This window comes from Vibrio alfacsensis (genome assembly GCF_019670485.1).
Lineage (GTDB): Bacteria > Pseudomonadota > Gammaproteobacteria > Enterobacterales > Vibrionaceae > Vibrio > Vibrio alfacsensis.
This window is the reverse complement of the sequence record NZ_AP024166.1, coordinates 1,058,604-1,076,531: the sequence shown is the minus strand read 5'-3', so window position 1 is coordinate 1,076,531 and position 17,928 is coordinate 1,058,604. Positions and strand designations below refer to the sequence as shown.

The 17,928-nt window shown below is 43.3% G+C and carries 22 protein-coding genes; 10 read left to right on the top strand and 12 right to left on the bottom strand.

Going from position 1 to position 17,928, the window contains the following annotated elements:
- Positions 1-7 precede the first annotated feature (7 nt).
- A complete protein-coding gene (locus tag VA249_RS19345; protein ID WP_221070441.1) occupies positions 8-556 on the bottom strand; it encodes a hypothetical protein in 549 nt (182 codons plus the stop codon).
- A gap of 231 nt (positions 557-787) precedes the next feature.
- On the opposite strand from VA249_RS19345, the gene VA249_RS19340 reads away from it, so the two are divergent.
- Positions 788-1,063 (top strand): YnjH family protein, encoded by a 276-nt coding sequence (locus VA249_RS19340; protein ID WP_221070440.1) that lies wholly within the window; start codon positions 788-790, stop codon positions 1,061-1,063.
- 72 nt (positions 1,064-1,135) lie between these two features.
- Here the strand turns inward: VA249_RS19340 and VA249_RS19335 are convergent, their stop codons facing one another.
- Complete coding sequence (locus tag VA249_RS19335) at positions 1,136-1,435, bottom strand: YfcZ/YiiS family protein (RefSeq protein WP_128813184.1); 300 nt, start codon at positions 1,433-1,435, stop codon at positions 1,136-1,138.
- A 527-nt stretch (positions 1,436-1,962) separates the two neighbouring features.
- Here VA249_RS19335 and VA249_RS19330 point away from each other — a divergent pair.
- Positions 1,963-2,424, top strand: coding sequence for a TetR/AcrR family transcriptional regulator (locus VA249_RS19330; protein WP_128813183.1), 462 nt, complete (start codon positions 1,963-1,965; stop codon positions 2,422-2,424).
- 149 nt (positions 2,425-2,573) lie between these two features.
- Here the strand turns inward: VA249_RS19330 and VA249_RS19325 are convergent, their stop codons facing one another.
- From VA249_RS19325 to VA249_RS19300, 6 genes are read right to left on the bottom strand one after another with little or no spacing between them, the layout of a single operon-like run.
- On the bottom strand, positions 2,574-3,356 hold the full coding sequence (locus tag VA249_RS19325; RefSeq protein ID WP_221070439.1) for a heme ABC transporter ATP-binding protein: 783 nt from the start codon (positions 3,354-3,356) through the stop codon (positions 2,574-2,576).
- Positions 3,356-4,393, bottom strand: coding sequence for a FecCD family ABC transporter permease (locus VA249_RS19320; protein WP_221070438.1), 1,038 nt, complete (start codon positions 4,391-4,393; stop codon positions 3,356-3,358). Before VA249_RS19320 ends, VA249_RS19325 begins: the two co-directional genes overlap by 1 nt.
- A 9-nt stretch (positions 4,394-4,402) precedes the next feature.
- Positions 4,403-5,293, bottom strand: coding sequence for a heme/hemin ABC transporter substrate-binding protein (locus VA249_RS19315; RefSeq protein WP_221070437.1), 891 nt, complete (start codon positions 5,291-5,293; stop codon positions 4,403-4,405).
- A 26-nt stretch (positions 5,294-5,319) separates the two neighbouring features.
- Complete coding sequence (locus VA249_RS19310) at positions 5,320-5,730, bottom strand: ExbD/TolR family protein (RefSeq protein ID WP_221070436.1); 411 nt, start codon at positions 5,728-5,730, stop codon at positions 5,320-5,322.
- Entirely contained in the window at positions 5,727-6,425 is a 699-nt protein-coding gene (locus VA249_RS19305) for a MotA/TolQ/ExbB proton channel family protein (protein WP_221070435.1), read from the bottom strand. Before VA249_RS19305 ends, VA249_RS19310 begins: the two co-directional genes overlap by 4 nt.
- Entirely contained in the window at positions 6,425-7,198 is a 774-nt protein-coding gene (locus tag VA249_RS19300; protein ID WP_221070433.1) for an energy transducer TonB, read from the bottom strand. The genes VA249_RS19305 and VA249_RS19300 overlap by 1 nt, the downstream gene beginning before the upstream one ends.
- Positions 7,199-7,365: 167 nt before the next feature.
- On the opposite strand from VA249_RS19300, the gene hutW reads away from it, so the two are divergent.
- From hutW to VA249_RS19280, 4 genes are all read left to right on the top strand, one after another.
- Positions 7,366-8,733, top strand: coding sequence for a heme anaerobic degradation radical SAM methyltransferase ChuW/HutW (hutW, locus tag VA249_RS19295; RefSeq protein ID WP_221070431.1), 1,368 nt, complete (start codon positions 7,366-7,368; stop codon positions 8,731-8,733).
- Between the two features lie 43 nt (positions 8,734-8,776).
- Positions 8,777-9,280 (top strand): heme utilization cystosolic carrier protein HutX, encoded by a 504-nt coding sequence (gene hutX / locus VA249_RS19290; RefSeq protein WP_221070428.1) that lies wholly within the window; start codon positions 8,777-8,779, stop codon positions 9,278-9,280.
- Between the two features lie 114 nt (positions 9,281-9,394).
- Positions 9,395-9,925, top strand: a complete 531-nt coding sequence (hutZ, locus tag VA249_RS19285; RefSeq protein ID WP_005441121.1) for a heme utilization protein HutZ — start codon at positions 9,395-9,397, stop codon at positions 9,923-9,925.
- Between the two features lie 86 nt (positions 9,926-10,011).
- Positions 10,012-10,560 (top strand): ATP:cob(I)alamin adenosyltransferase, encoded by a 549-nt coding sequence (locus VA249_RS19280; protein WP_221070426.1) that lies wholly within the window; start codon positions 10,012-10,014, stop codon positions 10,558-10,560.
- Positions 10,561-10,628: 68 nt separating this feature from the next.
- Here VA249_RS19280 and VA249_RS19275 read toward each other — a convergent pair whose 3' ends face one another.
- Positions 10,629-11,543 carry a chemotaxis protein gene (locus VA249_RS19275; RefSeq protein ID WP_221070424.1) on the bottom strand — a complete coding sequence of 305 codons (915 nt, stop codon included), beginning with the start codon at positions 11,541-11,543 and terminating at the stop codon, positions 10,629-10,631.
- Positions 11,544-11,850: 307 nt separating this feature from the next.
- Here VA249_RS19275 and ppiC point away from each other — a divergent pair, with 307 nt between their 5' ends.
- Positions 11,851-12,129: a peptidylprolyl isomerase PpiC gene (gene ppiC, locus VA249_RS19270; RefSeq protein WP_128813174.1), complete on the top strand. Its 279-nt coding sequence runs from the start codon at positions 11,851-11,853 to the stop codon at positions 12,127-12,129.
- 517 nt (positions 12,130-12,646) lie between these two features.
- Positions 12,647-13,996 carry an alpha-amylase family protein gene (locus tag VA249_RS19265; protein WP_221070422.1) on the top strand — a complete coding sequence of 450 codons (1,350 nt, stop codon included), beginning with the start codon at positions 12,647-12,649 and terminating at the stop codon, positions 13,994-13,996.
- A gap of 257 nt (positions 13,997-14,253) precedes the next feature.
- Here the strand turns inward: VA249_RS19265 and sigZ are convergent, their stop codons facing one another.
- Together sigZ and VA249_RS19255 are read right to left on the bottom strand one after the other, a co-directional pair.
- Entirely contained in the window at positions 14,254-14,814 is a 561-nt protein-coding gene (gene sigZ / locus VA249_RS19260; protein WP_221070420.1) for an RNA polymerase sigma factor SigZ, read from the bottom strand.
- The gene (locus VA249_RS19255; protein ID WP_128813171.1) at positions 14,801-15,094 is read right to left on the bottom strand and encodes an ArsR/SmtB family transcription factor; all 294 of its coding nucleotides are present in this window, start codon (positions 15,092-15,094) and stop codon (positions 14,801-14,803) included. Before VA249_RS19255 ends, sigZ begins: the two co-directional genes overlap by 14 nt.
- Before the next feature lie 249 nt (positions 15,095-15,343).
- Here VA249_RS19255 and VA249_RS19250 point away from each other — a divergent pair, with 249 nt between their 5' ends.
- The gene (locus VA249_RS19250; protein WP_221070418.1) at positions 15,344-16,486 is read left to right on the top strand and encodes a permease; all 1,143 of its coding nucleotides are present in this window, start codon (positions 15,344-15,346) and stop codon (positions 16,484-16,486) included.
- Between the two features lie 77 nt (positions 16,487-16,563).
- On the opposite strand, the gene VA249_RS19245 is transcribed toward VA249_RS19250, so the two are convergent.
- Entirely contained in the window at positions 16,564-16,935 is a 372-nt protein-coding gene (locus VA249_RS19245) for a YybH family protein (protein ID WP_128813170.1), read from the bottom strand.
- Positions 16,936-17,054: 119 nt separating this feature from the next.
- Here VA249_RS19245 and VA249_RS19240 point away from each other — a divergent pair, with 119 nt between their 5' ends.
- Positions 17,055-17,924, top strand: a complete 870-nt coding sequence (locus VA249_RS19240) for a LysR family transcriptional regulator (RefSeq protein ID WP_221070416.1) — start codon at positions 17,055-17,057, stop codon at positions 17,922-17,924.
- Positions 17,925-17,928 lie beyond the last annotated feature (4 nt).

Below are 17,928 nucleotides of genomic sequence, written 5' to 3'. Positions count from 1 at the left end.
GTCGCCTCTATGGTGCAACCGCTCCTCCCAAAGTGAGCTGGCTTGGCCATTTGGAAATCTGGTTTCCCCCCAAAAAGATATTGCCTCGTACCGTCATTGTTTCAGGAAACGTTGTAATAGCAGATCCGCCAATGTAAAGGTTACCATCGACGACTAATCCCTCTGGTAGTTGAGTTAATGGCGTTCTAATGACGCTTAAGTCTCCTTTCACATTAAGCCTTGCTGGCAAGCTTACGAGTGGCGTATCGGCTAAGTTTAAGTACCCACCAAGTTTCACACCTCTTGGCCAACGTTCGACTTGGCTTCCTAATAGGTTTGCATAACCTTTTATTTTGATTCTTGGTCTAATCGTTTTCAGTGCGCTGTTTTTGGCAGTGAGGCTTCCTCCGACATCCAACCCTCTAGGGAGTTTAGTGATAGGGGATTGTGATAGGTCTAAATTACCTTTTACGATGAGGCCGTCAGGAAGCGACGTGTAAGGCTTGTTGCGTAGGTCAAGATTGCCGTAGTTGTCGGTATGGTTCAGTTTTGTGTAGTAGTCTAGGTCATGAGCCATCGACGTGCCGGACAAAGCCACAAAGCTAACTAGTAAAGTGAATAAATGACGTAGCAAAGAGAAAAAGCGAGACACAAAAGGGAAAAAGCACATAACGAGAATACTGGTGATTAGGAGTCAGAAAAAGCATAACGTAAAGTCTAATGAGCTTCTAGCATCAAGAACATGAGATGCTGCCAAGAACGTGAAATCCATCCCTGATAGTATGATTACCTTATAAAGGGGGGAGTTATGAACCTAAAATCGAGATCTTTCATCGTCGCGAGTATGGTAAGCGCACTGTTTTCAAGTGCTGCGATGGCTAAATCTTATAGCACGCCAGATGCCAAGGCCCTTATCGTGGCTGATAGCAAGTTAGGACAACGAGTTTGTTACTACGATGACAAAGCTTATACAGCAGGGGCGATATTAAACGTTGAGGGCGTATTGCTACTGTGTAGCGATGAGAATGAGTTTGAAACCAATGGGGCATTGAAGTGGGTGGTGTTTCAACAAGACAAGAGTTAGACAGGTTGACAAACGATCAAAAAAGCGAGCTGATTGCTCGCTTTTACGTCTCTATCGATTAAATATCGATGATTAACGCATTAGAGAGCGAGTTTTTAGTTCGAAGATTAGCTTTTCTGCACTTACTTCAAATTTAAAGCGTGCCTTTAGTTCTTTAGACTCTTCAGTTAGGGCAGAGACATTGTATTCAACGTTTGCACATACTGTTTTTGCTAATTCAACGTATTTTGCTAATTCTGCTTCTAGTGTGGCTTTAGAGTCTGCGAAAATCGTTACTTCAGCAACGTCGTCGCCTTCTTTGATGATAAAGCCCATTTCACCAGCACAACCGCAAGCTTCACAAACTTGGTTCTGTTCTAATTCGATACTCATAACGAATCCTCTTGTAAATACTGCGGGTATTCTATCAGGTATTTGATCTGTATCTACAAAAATGAATGATTTCGGACAAAAAAGAGCCGGTATGTTATGTTGTTAACGATAGGTTACGTACATCTTTTGCGTCAGTTGTAGAAAATTATTGTGATATCTGTCAATGTTTTGCGCCAATCGAGCGAGATCTCTATGAGATTTTCGTCAGGTGAGTTGAACTAGGAATCAATTTATAAGACTATTTCTCGATTGACCATTTTCACAAAGTTATCATTCTTGGCTTTAGGATAATTTTTATGAATGTTATCGGCATAAATTTATAATGGAATGGATTTTTTGCCGATTTTTGAGTCACATGTATTGATGGAAGTATCACTGTAAAGTGCACGTTACGCTGCGTTTTGTACAAGTGATTTGATACCTAATATAAATTTGGGTAACGACAGTACATAATATTGAGGATGAATTTCATTTTAAACTCATAAGATAATGGGTTAGATGGATTTAAGAAGAGAAGAGCTTAGAATATGCCAAAGCGTAGTAAAGAAGATACTGAAATCACGATCCAAAAGATTATGGATGCCGTTGTCGATCAACTTCTAAGACTTGGTTACGACAAAATGTCTTATACCACATTAAGCCAACAGACAGGGGTATCGCGTACGGGCATTAGCCACCATTTCCCGAAGAAAACAGATTTTACTGCTGCATTAGATGGTCGTATTTTCAAGATGTTCGTAGAGCATTTGGAATTTGATAATGGATTAGATGCATTCTCTGATAGTTGGATTAAAGCGCTTGAGGACCCTGAGTTCTTAGCGATTTTACGTTTGTTATTCCACCACATTGTGACTTCTGAAAGTGCTCATGAATTTGCTGCAAACGGTATAGACCGTCTTTACAAAGTCGTTGAAAGCCAATTTGGGGAAAACAGTGCAAAAGAGCTAGAGTGGCTGATTGGACGCTCCTTAATCCAGATGAGCAAATAGGCTCTATATTTATAGTATTACAAAGAAGCCCTGCTAACTATTTAGTTAGCAGGGCTTCTTTTGTTTGAGCGGGGTATAAGTTCTACGTTAGTGCAGTGGCATTCGTACAAGACAAGACGTGAGTTAGTTTATCCAGCCTTAAACAAATACTAAGCCGCTGCGTGGACTTGTGGAAAGTTAAGCGTAGGATGTTTCGTGACAATGGAGCGATAGCCATAAACGTGTTCAATGCGTTCAGGCGTTAGCGCATTCCATGGGGTATCATCACAAACCAATTTTCCATTATGAAGCAGCACAAGGCGGTCTGAGTACTGTGAGGCTAAATTGAGATCGTGTAACACGACGACCACGGCAGCGTTGTGTTGTTTTGCCGCTTCGCGAGCGATCTTTAATGTGTTGTGCTGGTGGGCAAGATCCAAAGCCGACGTTGGTTCATCCAGCATGAGTATTTTCCTTTCTCCTGATTGATGAAGTTGGGTGAGCACTCGAGCAAGATGTAAGCGTTGTTTCTCCCCTCCAGAAAGGGCGGGGTAAAGGCGATCTGCAAGGTGTAACACATCCGTCTGTTCCATATAGTGCAGAGCCAGTTGTGTTGTTTCTTTATTGGTGATTGAAAGTGGAATAGCACCTAACTCGACCACTTCTTTGGCTAAAAATGGAAATGTTAATGTGCTGTGTTGTGGCAGCATCGCAATGTGTTTAGCACTTTCAGACGGGGCCCAGTCACTCTTCTGTTTACCAAAATATTCGATGTCATTCTGCGATGGTATTTCGCCACACAGAAGCTTGAGAAGCGTACTTTTCCCTGCACCATTTGGTCCCAATAAGGCAGTGACCTCACCAGCGCGAATATCAATACTGATGTCATCGAGAACAATTCGATTGCCGTACTGCATAGAGATATTTTTGCCTGATAAAGCGGTGTGATTCATTACAGGATCTTTCCTTTTTGTTGGAACAGTAGATAGATAAAGAATGGCGCACCAATCAACGCAGTAACGATACCAACGGGTAGCTCGGCTGGTGCAACCGCGACACGGGCAAACATATCAGCAGCGGTTAATAGCAAAGCTCCCATTAACGCCGAGATAGGCAAAAGCGTTCGGTGGTCTGGCCCCGAGATCATGCGGCCAAGGTGAGGGATAACAAGCCCAATAAAACCGATCGCACCGCATATACTAACCGTCACACCGACACCTACCGCAGAGAGCAAAATCAGCTGGCGTTTAAGTTTTTGTACCGGTACTCCTAAGTGACGGGCTTCAGATTCCCCTAACAAAAGCGCATTTAATGCCATTGACTTCTTCTGGAACCAATAGAAAAGAATCAATAGTGTAACAGCCGCTAGGCCAATACCAGACCAGTTTGCACCAGCTAATGACCCCATTGACCAAAGCGCTAAATCTCTTAGCATTTGGTCATCGGCCACAAAATTCATAAAGCCGATAGCTGCCCCTGAGAGCGCACTGATAGCAACACCAGCAAGTAGCATGATGGTAACGGATGTGCCAAATTTATTGGTGCCTAACCAATAGACTAAAATCGTGGTGATTGCGCCGCCAAGAAAGGCAAAAAGTGGCAGAGCGGCTAAGTTCATTAGTTGTGGGTAGTGCTGGCTAAAGTCGGCAAAAACCACAATTGCAAACGCACCACCAAGTGCGGCACCAGCAGAAACCCCAATGATGCCTGGCTCCGCAAGCGGGTTGCGAAATAACCCCTGCATCACCACGCCACAAATTGCAAGAATGGCACCGATAAATATACACAAGATCGTTCGTGGTAAGCGGATTTCATTAATGACAAGTTGAATATGTGGCGCAAGATCAGAGCTTGCGCCAATCAAGCTTCGCAGACTGTCTGCAAAACTAATATTCATTGGACCAACAGTAATCGAAGCCACTGCAATAAAAGCGAGAAACCCCGAGAGCGTAACTAGAGTCGTTGAGAGTGGAAGTCGTTTTAACAGCATTGGGGTTCTCTATGGGTACAACAAGCGATTAAGACGCTTAGCTTCAGTAAGGCTCTTAAGGCCTAAACCTCCCACCAGAGCATGGCCATCGATTGTCACGAACTTCTTGTTCATACCAGCAGGCGTTGCCGCCAATAGAGGCATTGCTTTCAAAATCGCGTCCGCCCCCCCCATTGTTTGGTAGCTACGACCACTGACGAGAATAACGTCGGGCTGCATTTCTACCATTGCTTCTGTCGAAAGCGGTTTGTATGACGTGAGCTTATCCGCGGCAGGGTTTTCACCGCCTGCTAGTTTGATGATGGCGTCTGGTGTGGTATCTAAGCCTGCAACATTCGCTGCACGTCCTTCATGAATAAGAAGAAACAGAACTTTTTTCTTATCGGCTTTTTCTGGTTGATTATGCTCAAGAGCCGAAACTTGTTGTGATACCTTTTGCTTCAGTTTTACTGCTTGAGGCTGACGATCCACAAGGTTGGCGATTTGATCAATACGCTGTAATAAGCCATCAACGTCGGCTTTTGTATTGACGATTTCGATGTCAACGCCAGCAGATTGCAGTTGTTCCAAGGTTGTACTTGGCCCCATTTCATCTGAGCCGATCACTTTGGTTGGGGCGAGAGCTAGCAGCCCCTCAGCAGAGAGTCGACGATGGTATCCGACTTTAGGAAGCGCCATTTCTTGAGGGAGTTCACTGGTGACATCTACGGCAACAAGGTTTTCTTTGGCATCAAGAGCAAACAAAAGCTCAGTGACCGCACTGCCAGCACTGACGATACGCTCCGAAGTTGGAGCTTCGTTGGCAAAAAGATTCGAGCTGGTTATTAGCGTTATTGCGGTTGTGAATGTTGCCACTGCGGCAGTTAATTTTTTACGAACTGGCAGTACTAAATTTTTCATGGATGAGTTCTCTATTGTATGTTCTTTTACTGCGACTCTTCAGTAAGAAGTTGCGTCGCCTGAATTCCGTTTTCTTGTAAAAAGCCAAGTAACTTAACGAGGTATTGAATGTCTGCGGTTTTTTCTGCGCCAATGACAATGGGTTTATCACTTGATTTGCTTTCTTCTAAAAGAGCAAGCGTGAAGTTTTCCCAGTCAATATAGGTTTTGCCATTGATCGCCCAGTACGGCGCCTCATTTAAGATATTTACGGTGATTGATTGTTTATCAACCTCTGCCACGGCTTTTGAATCCGTACTTGGCAAATTAACATCGAGCGAGTCGAGTTTTACAGCAGCAGTCAGCATTAAGAACACCATGACGATGAATATGATGTCGAGTAACGGCGTTAAATCTGGTGTTAGGCTATGGTTATTTTCACGGGGCGCTTTGATCATGACACGCTCGCTTCAACATGGCTGGCCACCGTCACGATGGTTTTCTTGTTATCTGGAGACACATGTTGAAGTGAAATCCCCTCTAGCCAAAGGTTGACGTAGTTGAGTGTATGTTCCAGCTTGGCAATAACACGATCTGCCCAAAGTCCAATTAGCTGTGCGCCTGAAATTGCAGGTAAGGCGATAAGAAGACCCGCAGCGGTTGTGTACATTGCAACACCTAAACCATCCGCGAGATCACTAGGTTTTACATTTCCAGTTGAAAGAGCAATGCTATCAAACATATCGATCAAGCCTAATACGGTACCTAAAAGACCAATTAGCGGACTAATGACACCAATCAACGTGAGTAGACGCAGGCCAGAGTGCAATTGATGGCGTTTCTCTTGTAACCAAATCCCAGCCGCATCTTCACGAAGTGATTTGGAGAATGAGTGATGCGCAAGTAACATCGCCACGCCGCGGTACAGTAGTGGGCGTTTTCCGGATAGCTCATTAGCCAGTGCTTCGATGTCTTTGCCATTTGTTGGGTCAAGCGAGGTCAATTTTTTTCGTATTGCTTTTTTACCTATGCCGAGGCTTATCAACACATGAAATAAGCGTTCTGCGATGATCATCACCGTTATTGCAGAACAAATGATTAAAGGCCATGTCATAAGACCTAACTGGGTTTGCAATTGTTGTAGCTGTTCCATTATCCATCCAACTTAAAACGAACTGGGATTTGAACTCGATGAGCGACTTGCTGCCCACCAGAAATATGTGGAGAAAAGTGCCATTGTTTAATGGCTCGCAGTGCTGATGTGTCGAGCATTTCTGCTCCTGATGATTCAATCAACACTTGTCTAATTTGATGACCATTTTCATCTAACCAAACTTCATAAATGGCCACGCCCTCGATCCCACGTTTTCGAGCTGAACGGGGGTAGCGTGGTTGTACTGGTTGAGAGACAAATGTGGGTTGATCAACTAAAACTGGTTCAGATGCAGCTCCTTTTGATTGCACTGTCGGTGCCGATTTTTGCTGTGAAATTTCTTCCTTTGCCGCATTCTTTTGTTCTTGCTTAGTCTGCTGTTTGGTTACTGGCTTTGACTGCGGCGCTTTGTTTACCTGAGCCGTCTTTTTTGTTTTCTTAACGGGTGTAGGTTTCTTTTCTATTGGTTTTTTTTCTATCCGTTTCTGTTTTACCGCTTCTTTTTTGACAATCGGTTTTTCAACGTTCTTTTTGTGCGGCGGAGCTTCAGGTGTTTTCGGCTCTGGCTGTTTTTGAGGTTCTGGTTCAGTTTGGTGAATTACCTCTTGTGGTGTAGGCACAGGTTTAGGGGCTGACACGAGATTCAGACTAACAGTACTAGCAGGATTACCAGCAGGCATGGCAAATACCTTTGTCTCTTGAGAGGCAAAAAGTAGAGTTGCATGAATGGCGAGTGATGCGCCTCCGGCGATCGCATATCGTTTTAGGTTCACAATAAATCTCGGTGTTACACGTTGTGCTTAAGTTGGAATTGATTATCACTTACATTCGAAATAAGATCAATTATCAATTGCATTATCATTACGCCCAAATTATGATCGCTTCAGTTTTTTTGAAATTAGTCTCAACCTTTTGTTTGTTGGGCTTTAAGTGAGTATCTATGAGCGTCGATATTTATAAATTTGACGAATCTATTCTTGGGAGTGATAGTCCTGATCCCTTGCGTTTTGCATTTGTGAAAAAGCATTCTGCACATGCAGGGGGGAGCAGCATGCCCGTTCCTCCACCACAACAAAGTGCCATTTTATCGAGGATTACGTCTGAAGCGGCGACGAGTAATAAGCGTTGTCTTTACATTCACGTCCCTTTTTGTCGTGTGCGTTGTACATTCTGTAACTTCTTCCAAAATGCAGCCAGTCGAACACTCGTTGATGAGTACTTTTCAGCGTTGATGAAAGAGCTAAAAGAAAAAGCCGCACTGCCTTGGACACAAAGTGGGATTTTTCATGCGGTTTACATTGGTGGTGGTACGCCAACTGATCTGTCACCAGAACAGGTTAGGGCGTTAGGGCAAGCTATTCACGATTATTTCCCGTTGGCTGCTGATTGCGAAATTACCCTTGAAGGTCGGATCAATCGATTTTCTGATGAGTTGTATTTAGGTGCATTAGATGGCGGCTTTAACCGTTTTTCGTTTGGTGTGCAAAGTTTTAATACTCAAGTTCGCCGTAGTGCAAAGCGTCTTGATGGCCGTGAAGATGTATTAAGGCGTGTATCAGAACTGGCGAAAGAAGACAAAATTCCAGTCATCATCGATTTGCTTTATGGCTTACCGTATCAAACTAAAGACGTACTACAGCAAGATCTCACCGATTTCATGTCTACCGGTGCTCACGGATTAGACCTCTATCAGCTTGTGGTTGGCGGTAGTGCTCCGATGTTGAATTTGGTTGAAAAAGGCAAGATACCTCCACCAGCGACAACCCCTGAAAAAGCAGGAATGTACGAGCTAGGGGTTAAGTTCATGGCTGATCATCATATGAAACAGCTTAGCGTTAATCATTGGGCAATCGATAACCGAGAACGCAGTCTATATAACAGCTTGGCGAAAACCTATGCGGAAGTTTTACCTGTAGGGTGTGGTGCAGGAGGCAACATCGGCGGTTACGGCATGATGCAACACAGAACCTTAGCAACCTATATGAGTGCAGTGAATGAGGGGCAAAGCACCATTGCAATGATGATGAAGCAAAGCCCACTAGAACCGCTTTTTGCATCACTCAAATCTGGTTTTGATCGAGGCATTATTCAAGCAAGTAAACTGCCAGTATTTATGGGGGAGGATACGTTTAACTTCCTTATGCCTCTGTTTAAAGTTTGGCATGACAAGGACTTAGTGGAACTGCAAGAGCGTAGCGTTGTGTTGACGCTAGCGGGTAGTTTCTGGTCTGTGTCTTTGGCTCAAGCTTGTATTCAAGTACTGACATCAGAAATGAACATTGCGGTGCCTCAGGCATCTAATCACTAGCCGAAAAGAAATAGTCATTAATTAAAAAGAAATGGAAACAATAATGGAATCAATTAAACAACAGGTTGAAACCCTACTAGAACAAGAGCCGCAACTACTTCCAGCAGCAATGGCTGAGCGTTTTGGTGTTTCAGAATTTGATGTCGTGGCTGCGCTACCAAAAGACATGGTGGCTGTTGCTTCAGGTGAGCATGCTCAAAGTATTCTTGAAGGATTGGTTGGTTTTGGCCCTGTCACTACCATTGTTCATTCTTTTGGCTCAATTTTTGAAGTTAAGGCCCCATTTCCAAAAGGCAAGATGGCACGTGGTTACTACAATTTAATGGGGAAAGAGGGCGAACTTCATGGGCATCTTAAGTTAGACAATATTACGAATATCGCTTTAGTCAGTAAGCCGTTTATGGGTCGTGAGAGCCATTACTTTGGTTTCTTCTCTGAGTGCGGCAGTAACATATTTAAGATTTACCTAGGTCGCAACGAGAAGCGTGAGCTAATCGAAGATCAAGTAACGGCATTCCTTGCAATGCAAGCAGAGTTTAACAAGTAGTCTCGAATGAGCATGACACTGCGACTAGCGCTAATACGTTAGGGCAGTGTCGTTTTATTAAAGAATAACCGAGTTAAAACTCGGAACAACAAACAAGTAAAGTTAGGTATCAAAATGGATCAGCAAGTTAAACAAGAGCGTTTACAAGGTCGTCTAGGACCAGAGATTAAGGAATTTCGTCAGGAGCGTCGTACCATTCAATTGGCAACCGTTGATGCGGAAGGCCGTCCAAACGTAAGTTACGCACCATATGTTCAAAACCAGGAAGGTTACTTCGTTCTTATTTCTCAGATTGCTCGTCACGCACGCAACTTACTAGAGAATCCAAACGTATCTTTGATGATGATTGAAGACGAGGATTCGTCGAAGCAGTTGTTCGCTCGTAAACGTTTGACGTTTGATGCGGTTGCAACCGTTGTTGAGCGTGATACTGAAATGTGGCAACAAGTTGTTGGTCAAATGAAAGACCGTTTTGGTGAGATCATTGATGGTCTGAGCCAACTAGAAGACTTCGTTCTGTTCAACCTAAAAGCAGAACAAGGTCTATTCGTGAAAGGATTTGGTCAAGCTTACCAAGTATCAGGTGATGATCTGGTTGATTTCGTTCACCTTCAAGAAGGTCACAAGAAAATCGAAAACGCTTAATCGTGAATTGATTTCTAAAATGACGGAAGGGAGTTAGGTTATACTGACTCCCTTTTTTATTAGAACAAAAAGCACAGAGAATCAGCATGAGACCAGTAAGTAAGGAACTAGGCGAAATTTGTTATCCATTCATTTATGAAGACAGCCCTGTGTGTGATTTTGAGATCACCGCTGATGAGCTATGCAGCCGAATTGGCCTTGTGCTATCGATGGAGTTGGATGATTTTAGCCGTGATATCCTCACTCGAATGCAGCCGAATGTGTATCACGTGAATGGCTCTATACGAGGTAAGTTAGCCATTACAGAAACGGAAGTGGATGAGCTTAAAGCTGACTACGAAGTCATTAAGGCGAAACTGGACGGCGGTTTTAAAGGCTTCGTGTTGCCGGGAGGGCACCCAACGTCGAGTCAATTGCATTTATGTCGCTGCCAAGCAAAAAAGGTAGTACGTGCCCTTGTTGCGGTTGAGCACTCAGGCAAAAAACAACCGGATCCGATATTGTTCCGATACGCAAACTTGCTTGCAAATGTGCTCTACAGCTTAGCTTCTTACCTTAATCACATTTATCAAGTTGAAGAAACCGAATTTGTATCTCGCAGCTATTCTATGCCAAGCAAGATTGAGACTAAGTAGGATTGGTTGATGCTAGGCAAGATTGATACCGACTAAGTGATCAATCACATCACTAAGACGGCAGATCACTAAGAGGCTATTGCGTTAGCTTCGAGCTCTTTAGCGCCGCGGAGCATGGCTTCAATCAGTTCTCCGGCGTTAAACTTTTCTAATGCTTCATGAGCGCCTACTTGGTGCGCGCGATCGACACATATTTCACTAGAGAGAGAGGTGTGAAGAATACGATAGGAATGGTTTAGCGCTGCGTCGTTTTGCACTTCAAATGCCAGTTCGTATCCATCCAATCCCGGCATTTCTATATCGCTGACAAGCAAATCTACTGGGCGATGTTCTTCGGCATTTTGCTTCATTAGGTCCAAAGCATCTGAGCCATTCTTACAAATTTGATATGGGATATTAATGCTGTCGAGCGCATCACAAAGTTGTTTTCGGGCAATAGAAGAATCGTCCACTAAAAGAATATTCAGTGCTTTTAGACGCTCGCGTTCAATGTCTGTCAGCATCGGTATTTTGGTGTTTTCATATTGCGGATAGATTTTGGAAAGCAGTAATTCGACATCCAGCATTTGAACAATCTTTTCTTCATAGCGAGTAATGCCCGTGACAAAGATGTTATGTCCAGCGCTTGCTGGTGGTGTCTCAATAGATTTCCAGTCACATTCGATGATTTTTTCAATATTTCGTACCATGAATGCTACTACCGTGCGCAGACAATCTGTCACGATCAAATAGCAATTCTTATATTCACTTTCTTGAATAGGACGAAATCCAATCGCAGCTGCCATATCAATGACGGGAACAGTGAGGTCACGAATGGTGACAGTACCAATAACATGATGATGAGAATAAGGAATCTTAGTGGTTGGTAAGTAAGGCACAATCTCACGGACTTTGAGCGTTCCAATAGCAAAATTCTGTTGTAAGGTGAGTTTAAAGGCCAACATACCCTGCGATTGGTTTGCCTTGCTTGCGACTTTTACCATGAAGATAACCTTATCAATATCACTGATTTATGCCACTAATCTAATCTTATAAGACGAGCGCTTCAACCGTTGCGCTTGGAAAAGTGAGCTTTTTAATAAATATTGCGGCTTAGGATCGTCAAGGTGTTGTGTTATATCCCAAGGTGCTGTGTTATATCCAAGTAACTTCAAGATGCTAGGTTCTTCGGGAATGACTTGGTTTGAAAGCAAGGCTACCATTTGAAGATCACGTCATGTGCAAGAAAATACTGGCGATATTAGGTTGTTTCGGTACACTTGCGCTACCAGAATAGTGAGAGACAAACACATGGCAAATACCGCAGCCGCTTTGCATATTCTTGTAAAGCATAAAGAACAAGCTGAAGACATCATTTCGCAACTTAAGAAAGGCGCGAAGTTCCAGACATTGGCAAAGAAATATTCAACTTGTCCATCTGGTAAACGTGGGGGTGACCTAGGTGAGTTTCGCCGCGGTCAAATGGTGCCACAGTTCGATAAAGTTTGTTTTTCTGGCGAAGTACTTACTCCGCATTTAGTGAAAACCAAGTTTGGTTGGCACGTAGTAAAAGTGCTGTACCGTACTTAGTCTTGTGGTACTGAATTGATACCGAATTAGGCCCAAATAGCGCGTTCATCGCGCTATTTTTGTATCTTGTTTCCTTTCTTTTTTCCATTCTCATCATACTTTACCCACCGTCCTGATATTTCTAGCTTGTCCGCTGTGTACCAAATGTGATTTGCACGGCAATTTTATTTTCTTAAATATTTGTTACATATCGATTTAATACGGTCAATCCATTAATAGGTGTGCCTGTTCGAAAACAAACCGTTTGCTTAGGGATGACGTTCTATTTTTGAATATTTATATTAATAACAAAGGCTTGAATGCGATTGATGGGTTAATGTATCGGCAATATGATAAAGGAATATCGCTATTTCTTGGCATCCACCAATGAGATGACTGAGCTACGCCTTGGCGTTCCCCCTAGTAGAAAAGTACAAAGGGGTGAGGGCGATACGCCAATAGTTCTTATAATTCGAAGTATTGAATTTACTCACCTTAGAGACAAGAAATAGTGAGTGAACGCGACTAGGAGAGAAACATGAGTGGTCTACAGGAATTGCAATCAACGGGTGCAAACGTGATTTTGCATGCCTTTGATTGGAAGTATGCTGACATTGCTCAACGCGCAGCGGAGATTAGCGAGCTCGGTTATGGCTCGGTTTTGGTTTCACCACCTATGAAAAGCGCGCAAGATGAACGCTGGTGGCAACGCTATCAGCCACAAGATTATCGAGTCATTGAAAACGCGCTCGGTAATACCATCGATTTTAGGAACATGGTCGAAGCCCTCGCCCAAGTTGGCGTATTGGTTTATGCCGATGTGGTATTCAACCATATGGCGAATGAAGCGCACCTTAGACGAGATTTACAATACCCACGTCAAGACGTCATGGACGCATACCAAGAACAAGCTGCAAAGTATCAAGATCTTCTTTTATTCGGTGATTTATCAAAGCCTCTATTTGATGAAACTGATTTCGTCGAGCCGTTTGGTATTAAAGATTGGAAAGACAAATGGGAAGTGCAAAATGGTCGAATTACTGGAGGACCTAAAGATCCTGGTTTGCCGACTTTACGAGTTTGCCCCAATGTGATTGAGCAGCAACGAGCGTACCTAAATGCACTAAAAGCACTGGGCGTAAAAGGATTTCGAATTGATGCAGCAAAGCACATGACGCTTGAGCATTTAAAGCAAGTATGGACGGATGAAATTACTCGAGATGTGCATATATTCGGAGAGATTATTACCGATGGCGGCGCAACGGTAGAAGAGTATGAACTTTTTCTTGAGCCATATCTGAAAGAGACGCGCTTGGGAGCTTACGATTTCCCACTGTTCTCAACCATATTCAAAGCGTTCTCAAAGAGAGGCAGCTTTAAATCGTTGATTGACCCTTATTGTTTTGGTCAGGCGCTGTCTAATGGTCGTGCAATCACATTCGCTATTACTCATGATATTCCCAATAACGATGTGTTTCTCGATTTGGTCATGGATGAGGAAAGTGAGTGGTTGGCTTACGCATATATTCTTGGTCGTGACGGTGGGGTACCATTAATTTATACCGACCTAGATACAAGTGGTATAAAAGGCAAAGAGGGTAAGCCAAGATGGAAAAATGCGTGGAAAGACGAGCGCATGGCGAAGATGATTGCTTTCCATAATTTGGTGCATGGTGAGCCAATGACGGTGCTTGAGGGTAACGATGATATGCTGGCACTTCAACGAGGCGATAAAGGGATTTTAGTATTGAATAAATCGTCCCGTGCTCAATCGTTATCGTTGAAACTCGCTCAGACCTATGTTGACTTGATATCTGGCATTGAAATGTCCTCAGATGAGGAGGTGAAAATTCCCGCCAAGTCAGCGATGCTGCTTGTCACTCAATAAATATTTACCACCGGTAATTTAGGTCTACTTAATATTCTATAGAAGTGCGTGTTCAACGTTGTGCCCGCGCTTCTCTTTCTGCTTTTCTATTCCATTCGCTGAGATTCCAGTAAATCTATCACTTGCATCGAGGGAAAATACTAAGCCGTTTGGAGGGAACAGGGGGGGAGTGAGCTCATAGATAGGCGACTTTTCTTCGCATCTTGTGTTAACGTTAGTCGCCTGATTCTACAGAAGCGGGGCATTTTTTCAGAGATTTAGCATCTATCGCAACCCGCGTCCTTTTGGTGATAATCCGTCACCCGCCCTTGCTGATCAAAAGAAAAGTGACAGCATTCTTCAAACAGCTTTTTCAATTCGACACGTCCTTTTTGTACGCGTGATTTGAGGGTTGAGTAACTGATGCCTCGTTCTTCCGCCAGTGTCTTTTGACTCATGCCCTCAAGTTCAATATAAGCGAGCAGTTGGGATTGTTCTTCAGGCAGAACTTGAATAAAAGGTGCAATGCATTTTGACAGTTCTTGTTTCAGGTTCGCTTCTTGGCTTTCAAACCAAAGATCGTCAGCAATGAGGTGATTATCTCGTTGGTTTCGTGCACGCTTGCGGTAGAAATCGATAATGGTGTTATTGGCGATCTGGAACAGCCAAGACTTAACACTTGAATCATCTCGAATCGCCTTAAGATTCTGATATGTCTTAAGTAAGATTTCTTGTTTCAAGTCTTCAACGTCATCTTCATTATTCACTTTAGAGCGTAAGAACGCGTGGATTGTGTGCTCGTATTCGTTCCAAATAGTTTCTAAATTAGCATTTTTCATCGATGCAGCACTCATCGCGCAGAAACCCAATAACAGTATCGAGGCATTCAAATTCCGCAACGCAGAACAGAGTGCGCCCTTCACGACGTTGGCTAATTAAGCCAGCAGAGGCAAGGCTAGATATATGATGAGAAAGCGTTGAACCAGGAATACCGAGCTTGTCTTGGACGCCGCCGACAGCGATGCCTTGGTAACCAGCTTTAACCACTTCTTTATAGATACATAAGCGAGTAGGGTGCCCTAGCTCTTTCAGCGCTTTTGCTACTGCTTCGAGTTCCATGTTGACCTCTGAGATGAATGATAATACGTTTATTTCGATATTAGTGAAAATATTGCTGAATAGCAAATAACATAATATTTATATCTAACTTACTGATAAAGATTGCTTTTAAAAATATTTCGACAAATATCGAAATATAATGGTTGACGCGATGCTTTTTACTTCTATAATTCGAGAAAAATAGAAATGAAGAAAAGCTTCGTTTTGCAAATTTACAGTTACTGATGAGAGATCAGTAGGAGAAATAATATGAACCCAGAAATTATGACCATGGCGAAAGAAGCGCTTGATATGTTTGCGTTTCTAGCAGCAGAGCTAATCATTCTGTTCTTAGCTATTAGCTATATTGTTGGTGTGTTACAAGACTTCCTTACACCAGAAAAAATTCAATCGATTCTAAGTTCGAAGAAAGGTAAAGGTTACTTTATCGCGGCACTACTAGGTTCGATTACACCATTCTGTTCTTGTTCTACCATTCCTTTCCTAAAAGGTTTGCTTCGTGCGAGAGCCGGTTTTGGCCCGATGATGGTGTTCCTATTTGCAAGTCCACTGCTTAACCCAGTGATCATTGGTTTGTTTGTGGTGACTTTTGGTTGGAAAGTGGCAGTGTTCTACTTTGCTATCGCAATGACGGTGTCAGTAGTAGCAGGCTATGTACTTGAAAAACTGGGTTTTGAGCGTTATGTAAAACCAGAGGCATATGAAGCGGCTGGCGCATCATCATGTGGTACCTCTTGTGGTGACTCAAGTAATAAAAAAGCTGAAGAAAAGCCAGCGTCGAGCTGTGGCACTAGCTCTTGTGGTGAACCAGTAGTAGCGAAAACATCTTGTTGTGAGCCTGCGCCACTAGTTGCGAAAACCTCAGCGGCCAAAACCTCTTGTTGTGGTGATAGCGCAGCAAAAGCAGAGCCTAAAGTGGAAGTGTCTTGTTGTTCATCTGACGGTGCAGCAACGGCGACAATCGTAGAAGAAAAACAACCAAGCCGTTGGATGCGTATTTGGCACTCAACGTGGAAAGACTTTAAACAAGTGTTCCCTTATCTAATGATGGGTATTGCGATTGGTTCATTCATCTACGGCTTTATCCCTACTGACTTGATTGCAGAGTACGCAGGTGAAGCGAAGTGGTACGCGATTCCAGTTGCAGCAATCATTGGTATTCCATTGTACATTCGTGCTGAAGCTGTAATTCCACTAAGTGCGGCACTAGTACAAAAAGGGATGGCGCTAGGCTCAGTAATGGCGTTGATCATTGGTAGTGCGGGTGCAAGTCTTACAGAAGTGATTTTGCTTAAATCTATCTTTAAGAACCAAATGATTGCAGCGTTTCTATTCGTGATTCTAAGTATGGCGATGGCAGCGGGTTACCTATACACCTTTATCTTCGCTTAATAAAATTAAGTAATTATTGAAACAGAGATACCCAAGCCAAGGCTTGGGTATTTTTTTATTGGTATTATTTGAGCAACTTAGCGCTCACCAAGCACTTCAAATTCGTCGTAAGTTAAGCGCGATAGACCGTCTTTTTGGATTTCCCACAGCTCTTTGTGTACAACACCGAACGCTTTGTTCATTGTCCACTCAGCCGTCAGAATATAACCTTGTTCGCTATCTTGCTCCCATTGGATGTTGGTGTAATCCACACTATGGAAACCTTGATTCATGATGTTCTGCCAAAACGCTTGAATGGCTTCTCGGCCTTCAAACGTACCAAATGGCTTAGCCACCATGATTGCATCTTCTGCATATTGAGCGGCACAGCCAGCCGCATCTTGACTGTTGAAAGCCACTTGCCATGCTGAGATACCGGCTTGAGCACGTTCTAAAGCTGATTGAGTCATTTTGATTTTCCATCGTTAATGTTTGTTTACGGACTAATCATAGAGGTATTATTAGTTTTAAAAAATAAAGCAAACGGAAAGTAATGTTCTGTTTGGTCGAACAATTGAGGTGAGATTAAATGAACAAGTTACGCTTAATGTCCTTGTTTGTTCATGTCGTAGAGTGCGGTTCGATCTCTAGAGCGGCCGATAAACTTGAGTTGTCAAAATCGGTTGTCAGCTCAGCGCTGAAGCAATTGGAACAGGAGCTCGAAACCTGTTTGCTGAAACGAACAACAAGAAAGCAGACGTTAACCTCGGCAGGAGAGCGTTTTTATCTCCAATGCGCCAAGATGACTAAGCAAGCAGAAATGGCGTGGTTGGAGGCTTCCGAATTTAAACAGGTTCCAGCGGGCCTCCTAACGGTGACCGCTCCCCATGCATTAATGCGAACAATCATTTTGCCAGCATTAACGACAGCGTTTTCTGACTTCCCGGATGTGCATTTAAATCTGATTAGTGATGATAAGCATGTTGATATTGTTCAGCAGGATATTGATGTTGCAGTGCGAGTCGGAGCTTCGAGAGATTCGAATCTCAAGCAGCGTAAAGTGGGGCAATTTTGTGACCTCCTGTGCCGCGCACGAAATCTATCTTCGGATTTGACCTCAACACCTTATATTGCTCAACATTGGCAAACTGGGCCTATCCATCACTTGGTTTCTCATGGTCAAGATATGGTGGAAGTCCCATTTGTTGTAAAGCATCGCTCTAATACGGTTTTTGACGTGGTATCACTATTAGAAATGGGGATGGGGGTCGGTGTCGTCCCTGATTTCATCTTGAAAGAAAACAGCAAGCTTGAAGCCGTGCCAGATGCGGAACCATCAAAAGTGAATCCTATTTATATTTTGCATCCATACCATACACATTTACCAGTGGCTGCAAAAATCGCGATTGAGGCAATTGAGAAGTGTATTCATGACACCATGTTGTGCTCTGTTGAATGAGCGT

What these genes read in the sequence shown, in the direction of transcription:
- VA249_RS19340 (WP_221070440.1), top strand. Translation starts at nt 788, where the DNA reads ATGAACCTAAAATCGAGATCTTTCATCGTCGCGAGTATGGTAAGCGCA.
- hutX (WP_221070428.1), top strand. Translation starts at nt 8,777, where the DNA reads ATGGAATCAATTAAACAACAGGTTGAAACCCTACTAGAACAAGAGCCG.
- VA249_RS19345 (WP_221070441.1), bottom strand. Translation starts at nt 556, where the DNA reads ATGGCTCATGACCTAGACTACTACACAAAACTGAACCATACCGACAAC.
- hutZ (WP_005441121.1), top strand. Translation starts at nt 9,395, where the DNA reads ATGGATCAGCAAGTTAAACAAGAGCGTTTACAAGGTCGTCTAGGACCA.
- VA249_RS19280 (WP_221070426.1), top strand. Translation starts at nt 10,012, where the DNA reads ATGAGACCAGTAAGTAAGGAACTAGGCGAAATTTGTTATCCATTCATT.
- VA249_RS19315 (WP_221070437.1), bottom strand. Translation starts at nt 5,293, where the DNA reads ATGAAAAATTTAGTACTGCCAGTTCGTAAAAAATTAACTGCCGCAGTG.
- VA249_RS19335 (WP_128813184.1), bottom strand. Translation starts at nt 1,435, where the DNA reads ATGAGTATCGAATTAGAACAGAACCAAGTTTGTGAAGCTTGCGGTTGT.
- VA249_RS19245 (WP_128813170.1), bottom strand. Translation starts at nt 16,935, where the DNA reads ATGACTCAATCAGCTTTAGAACGTGCTCAAGCCGGTATCTCAGCATGG.
- VA249_RS19255 (WP_128813171.1), bottom strand. Translation starts at nt 15,094, where the DNA reads ATGGAACTCGAAGCAGTAGCAAAAGCGCTGAAAGAGCTAGGGCACCCT.
- VA249_RS19305 (WP_221070435.1), bottom strand. Translation starts at nt 6,425, where the DNA reads ATGGAACAGCTACAACAATTGCAAACCCAGTTAGGTCTTATGACATGG.
- VA249_RS19265 (WP_221070422.1), top strand. Translation starts at nt 12,647, where the DNA reads ATGAGTGGTCTACAGGAATTGCAATCAACGGGTGCAAACGTGATTTTG.
- VA249_RS19240 (WP_221070416.1), top strand. Translation starts at nt 17,055, where the DNA reads ATGAACAAGTTACGCTTAATGTCCTTGTTTGTTCATGTCGTAGAGTGC.
- VA249_RS19275 (WP_221070424.1), bottom strand. Translation starts at nt 11,543, where the DNA reads ATGGTAAAAGTCGCAAGCAAGGCAAACCAATCGCAGGGTATGTTGGCC.
- hutW (WP_221070431.1), top strand. Translation starts at nt 7,366, where the DNA reads ATGAGCGTCGATATTTATAAATTTGACGAATCTATTCTTGGGAGTGAT.
- VA249_RS19320 (WP_221070438.1), bottom strand. Translation starts at nt 4,393, where the DNA reads ATGCTGTTAAAACGACTTCCACTCTCAACGACTCTAGTTACGCTCTCG.
- ppiC (WP_128813174.1), top strand. Translation starts at nt 11,851, where the DNA reads ATGGCAAATACCGCAGCCGCTTTGCATATTCTTGTAAAGCATAAAGAA.
- sigZ (WP_221070420.1), bottom strand. Translation starts at nt 14,814, where the DNA reads ATGAAAAATGCTAATTTAGAAACTATTTGGAACGAATACGAGCACACA.
- VA249_RS19250 (WP_221070418.1), top strand. Translation starts at nt 15,344, where the DNA reads ATGAACCCAGAAATTATGACCATGGCGAAAGAAGCGCTTGATATGTTT.
- VA249_RS19330 (WP_128813183.1), top strand. Translation starts at nt 1,963, where the DNA reads ATGCCAAAGCGTAGTAAAGAAGATACTGAAATCACGATCCAAAAGATT.
- VA249_RS19310 (WP_221070436.1), bottom strand. Translation starts at nt 5,730, where the DNA reads ATGATCAAAGCGCCCCGTGAAAATAACCATAGCCTAACACCAGATTTA.
- VA249_RS19325 (WP_221070439.1), bottom strand. Translation starts at nt 3,356, where the DNA reads ATGAATCACACCGCTTTATCAGGCAAAAATATCTCTATGCAGTACGGC.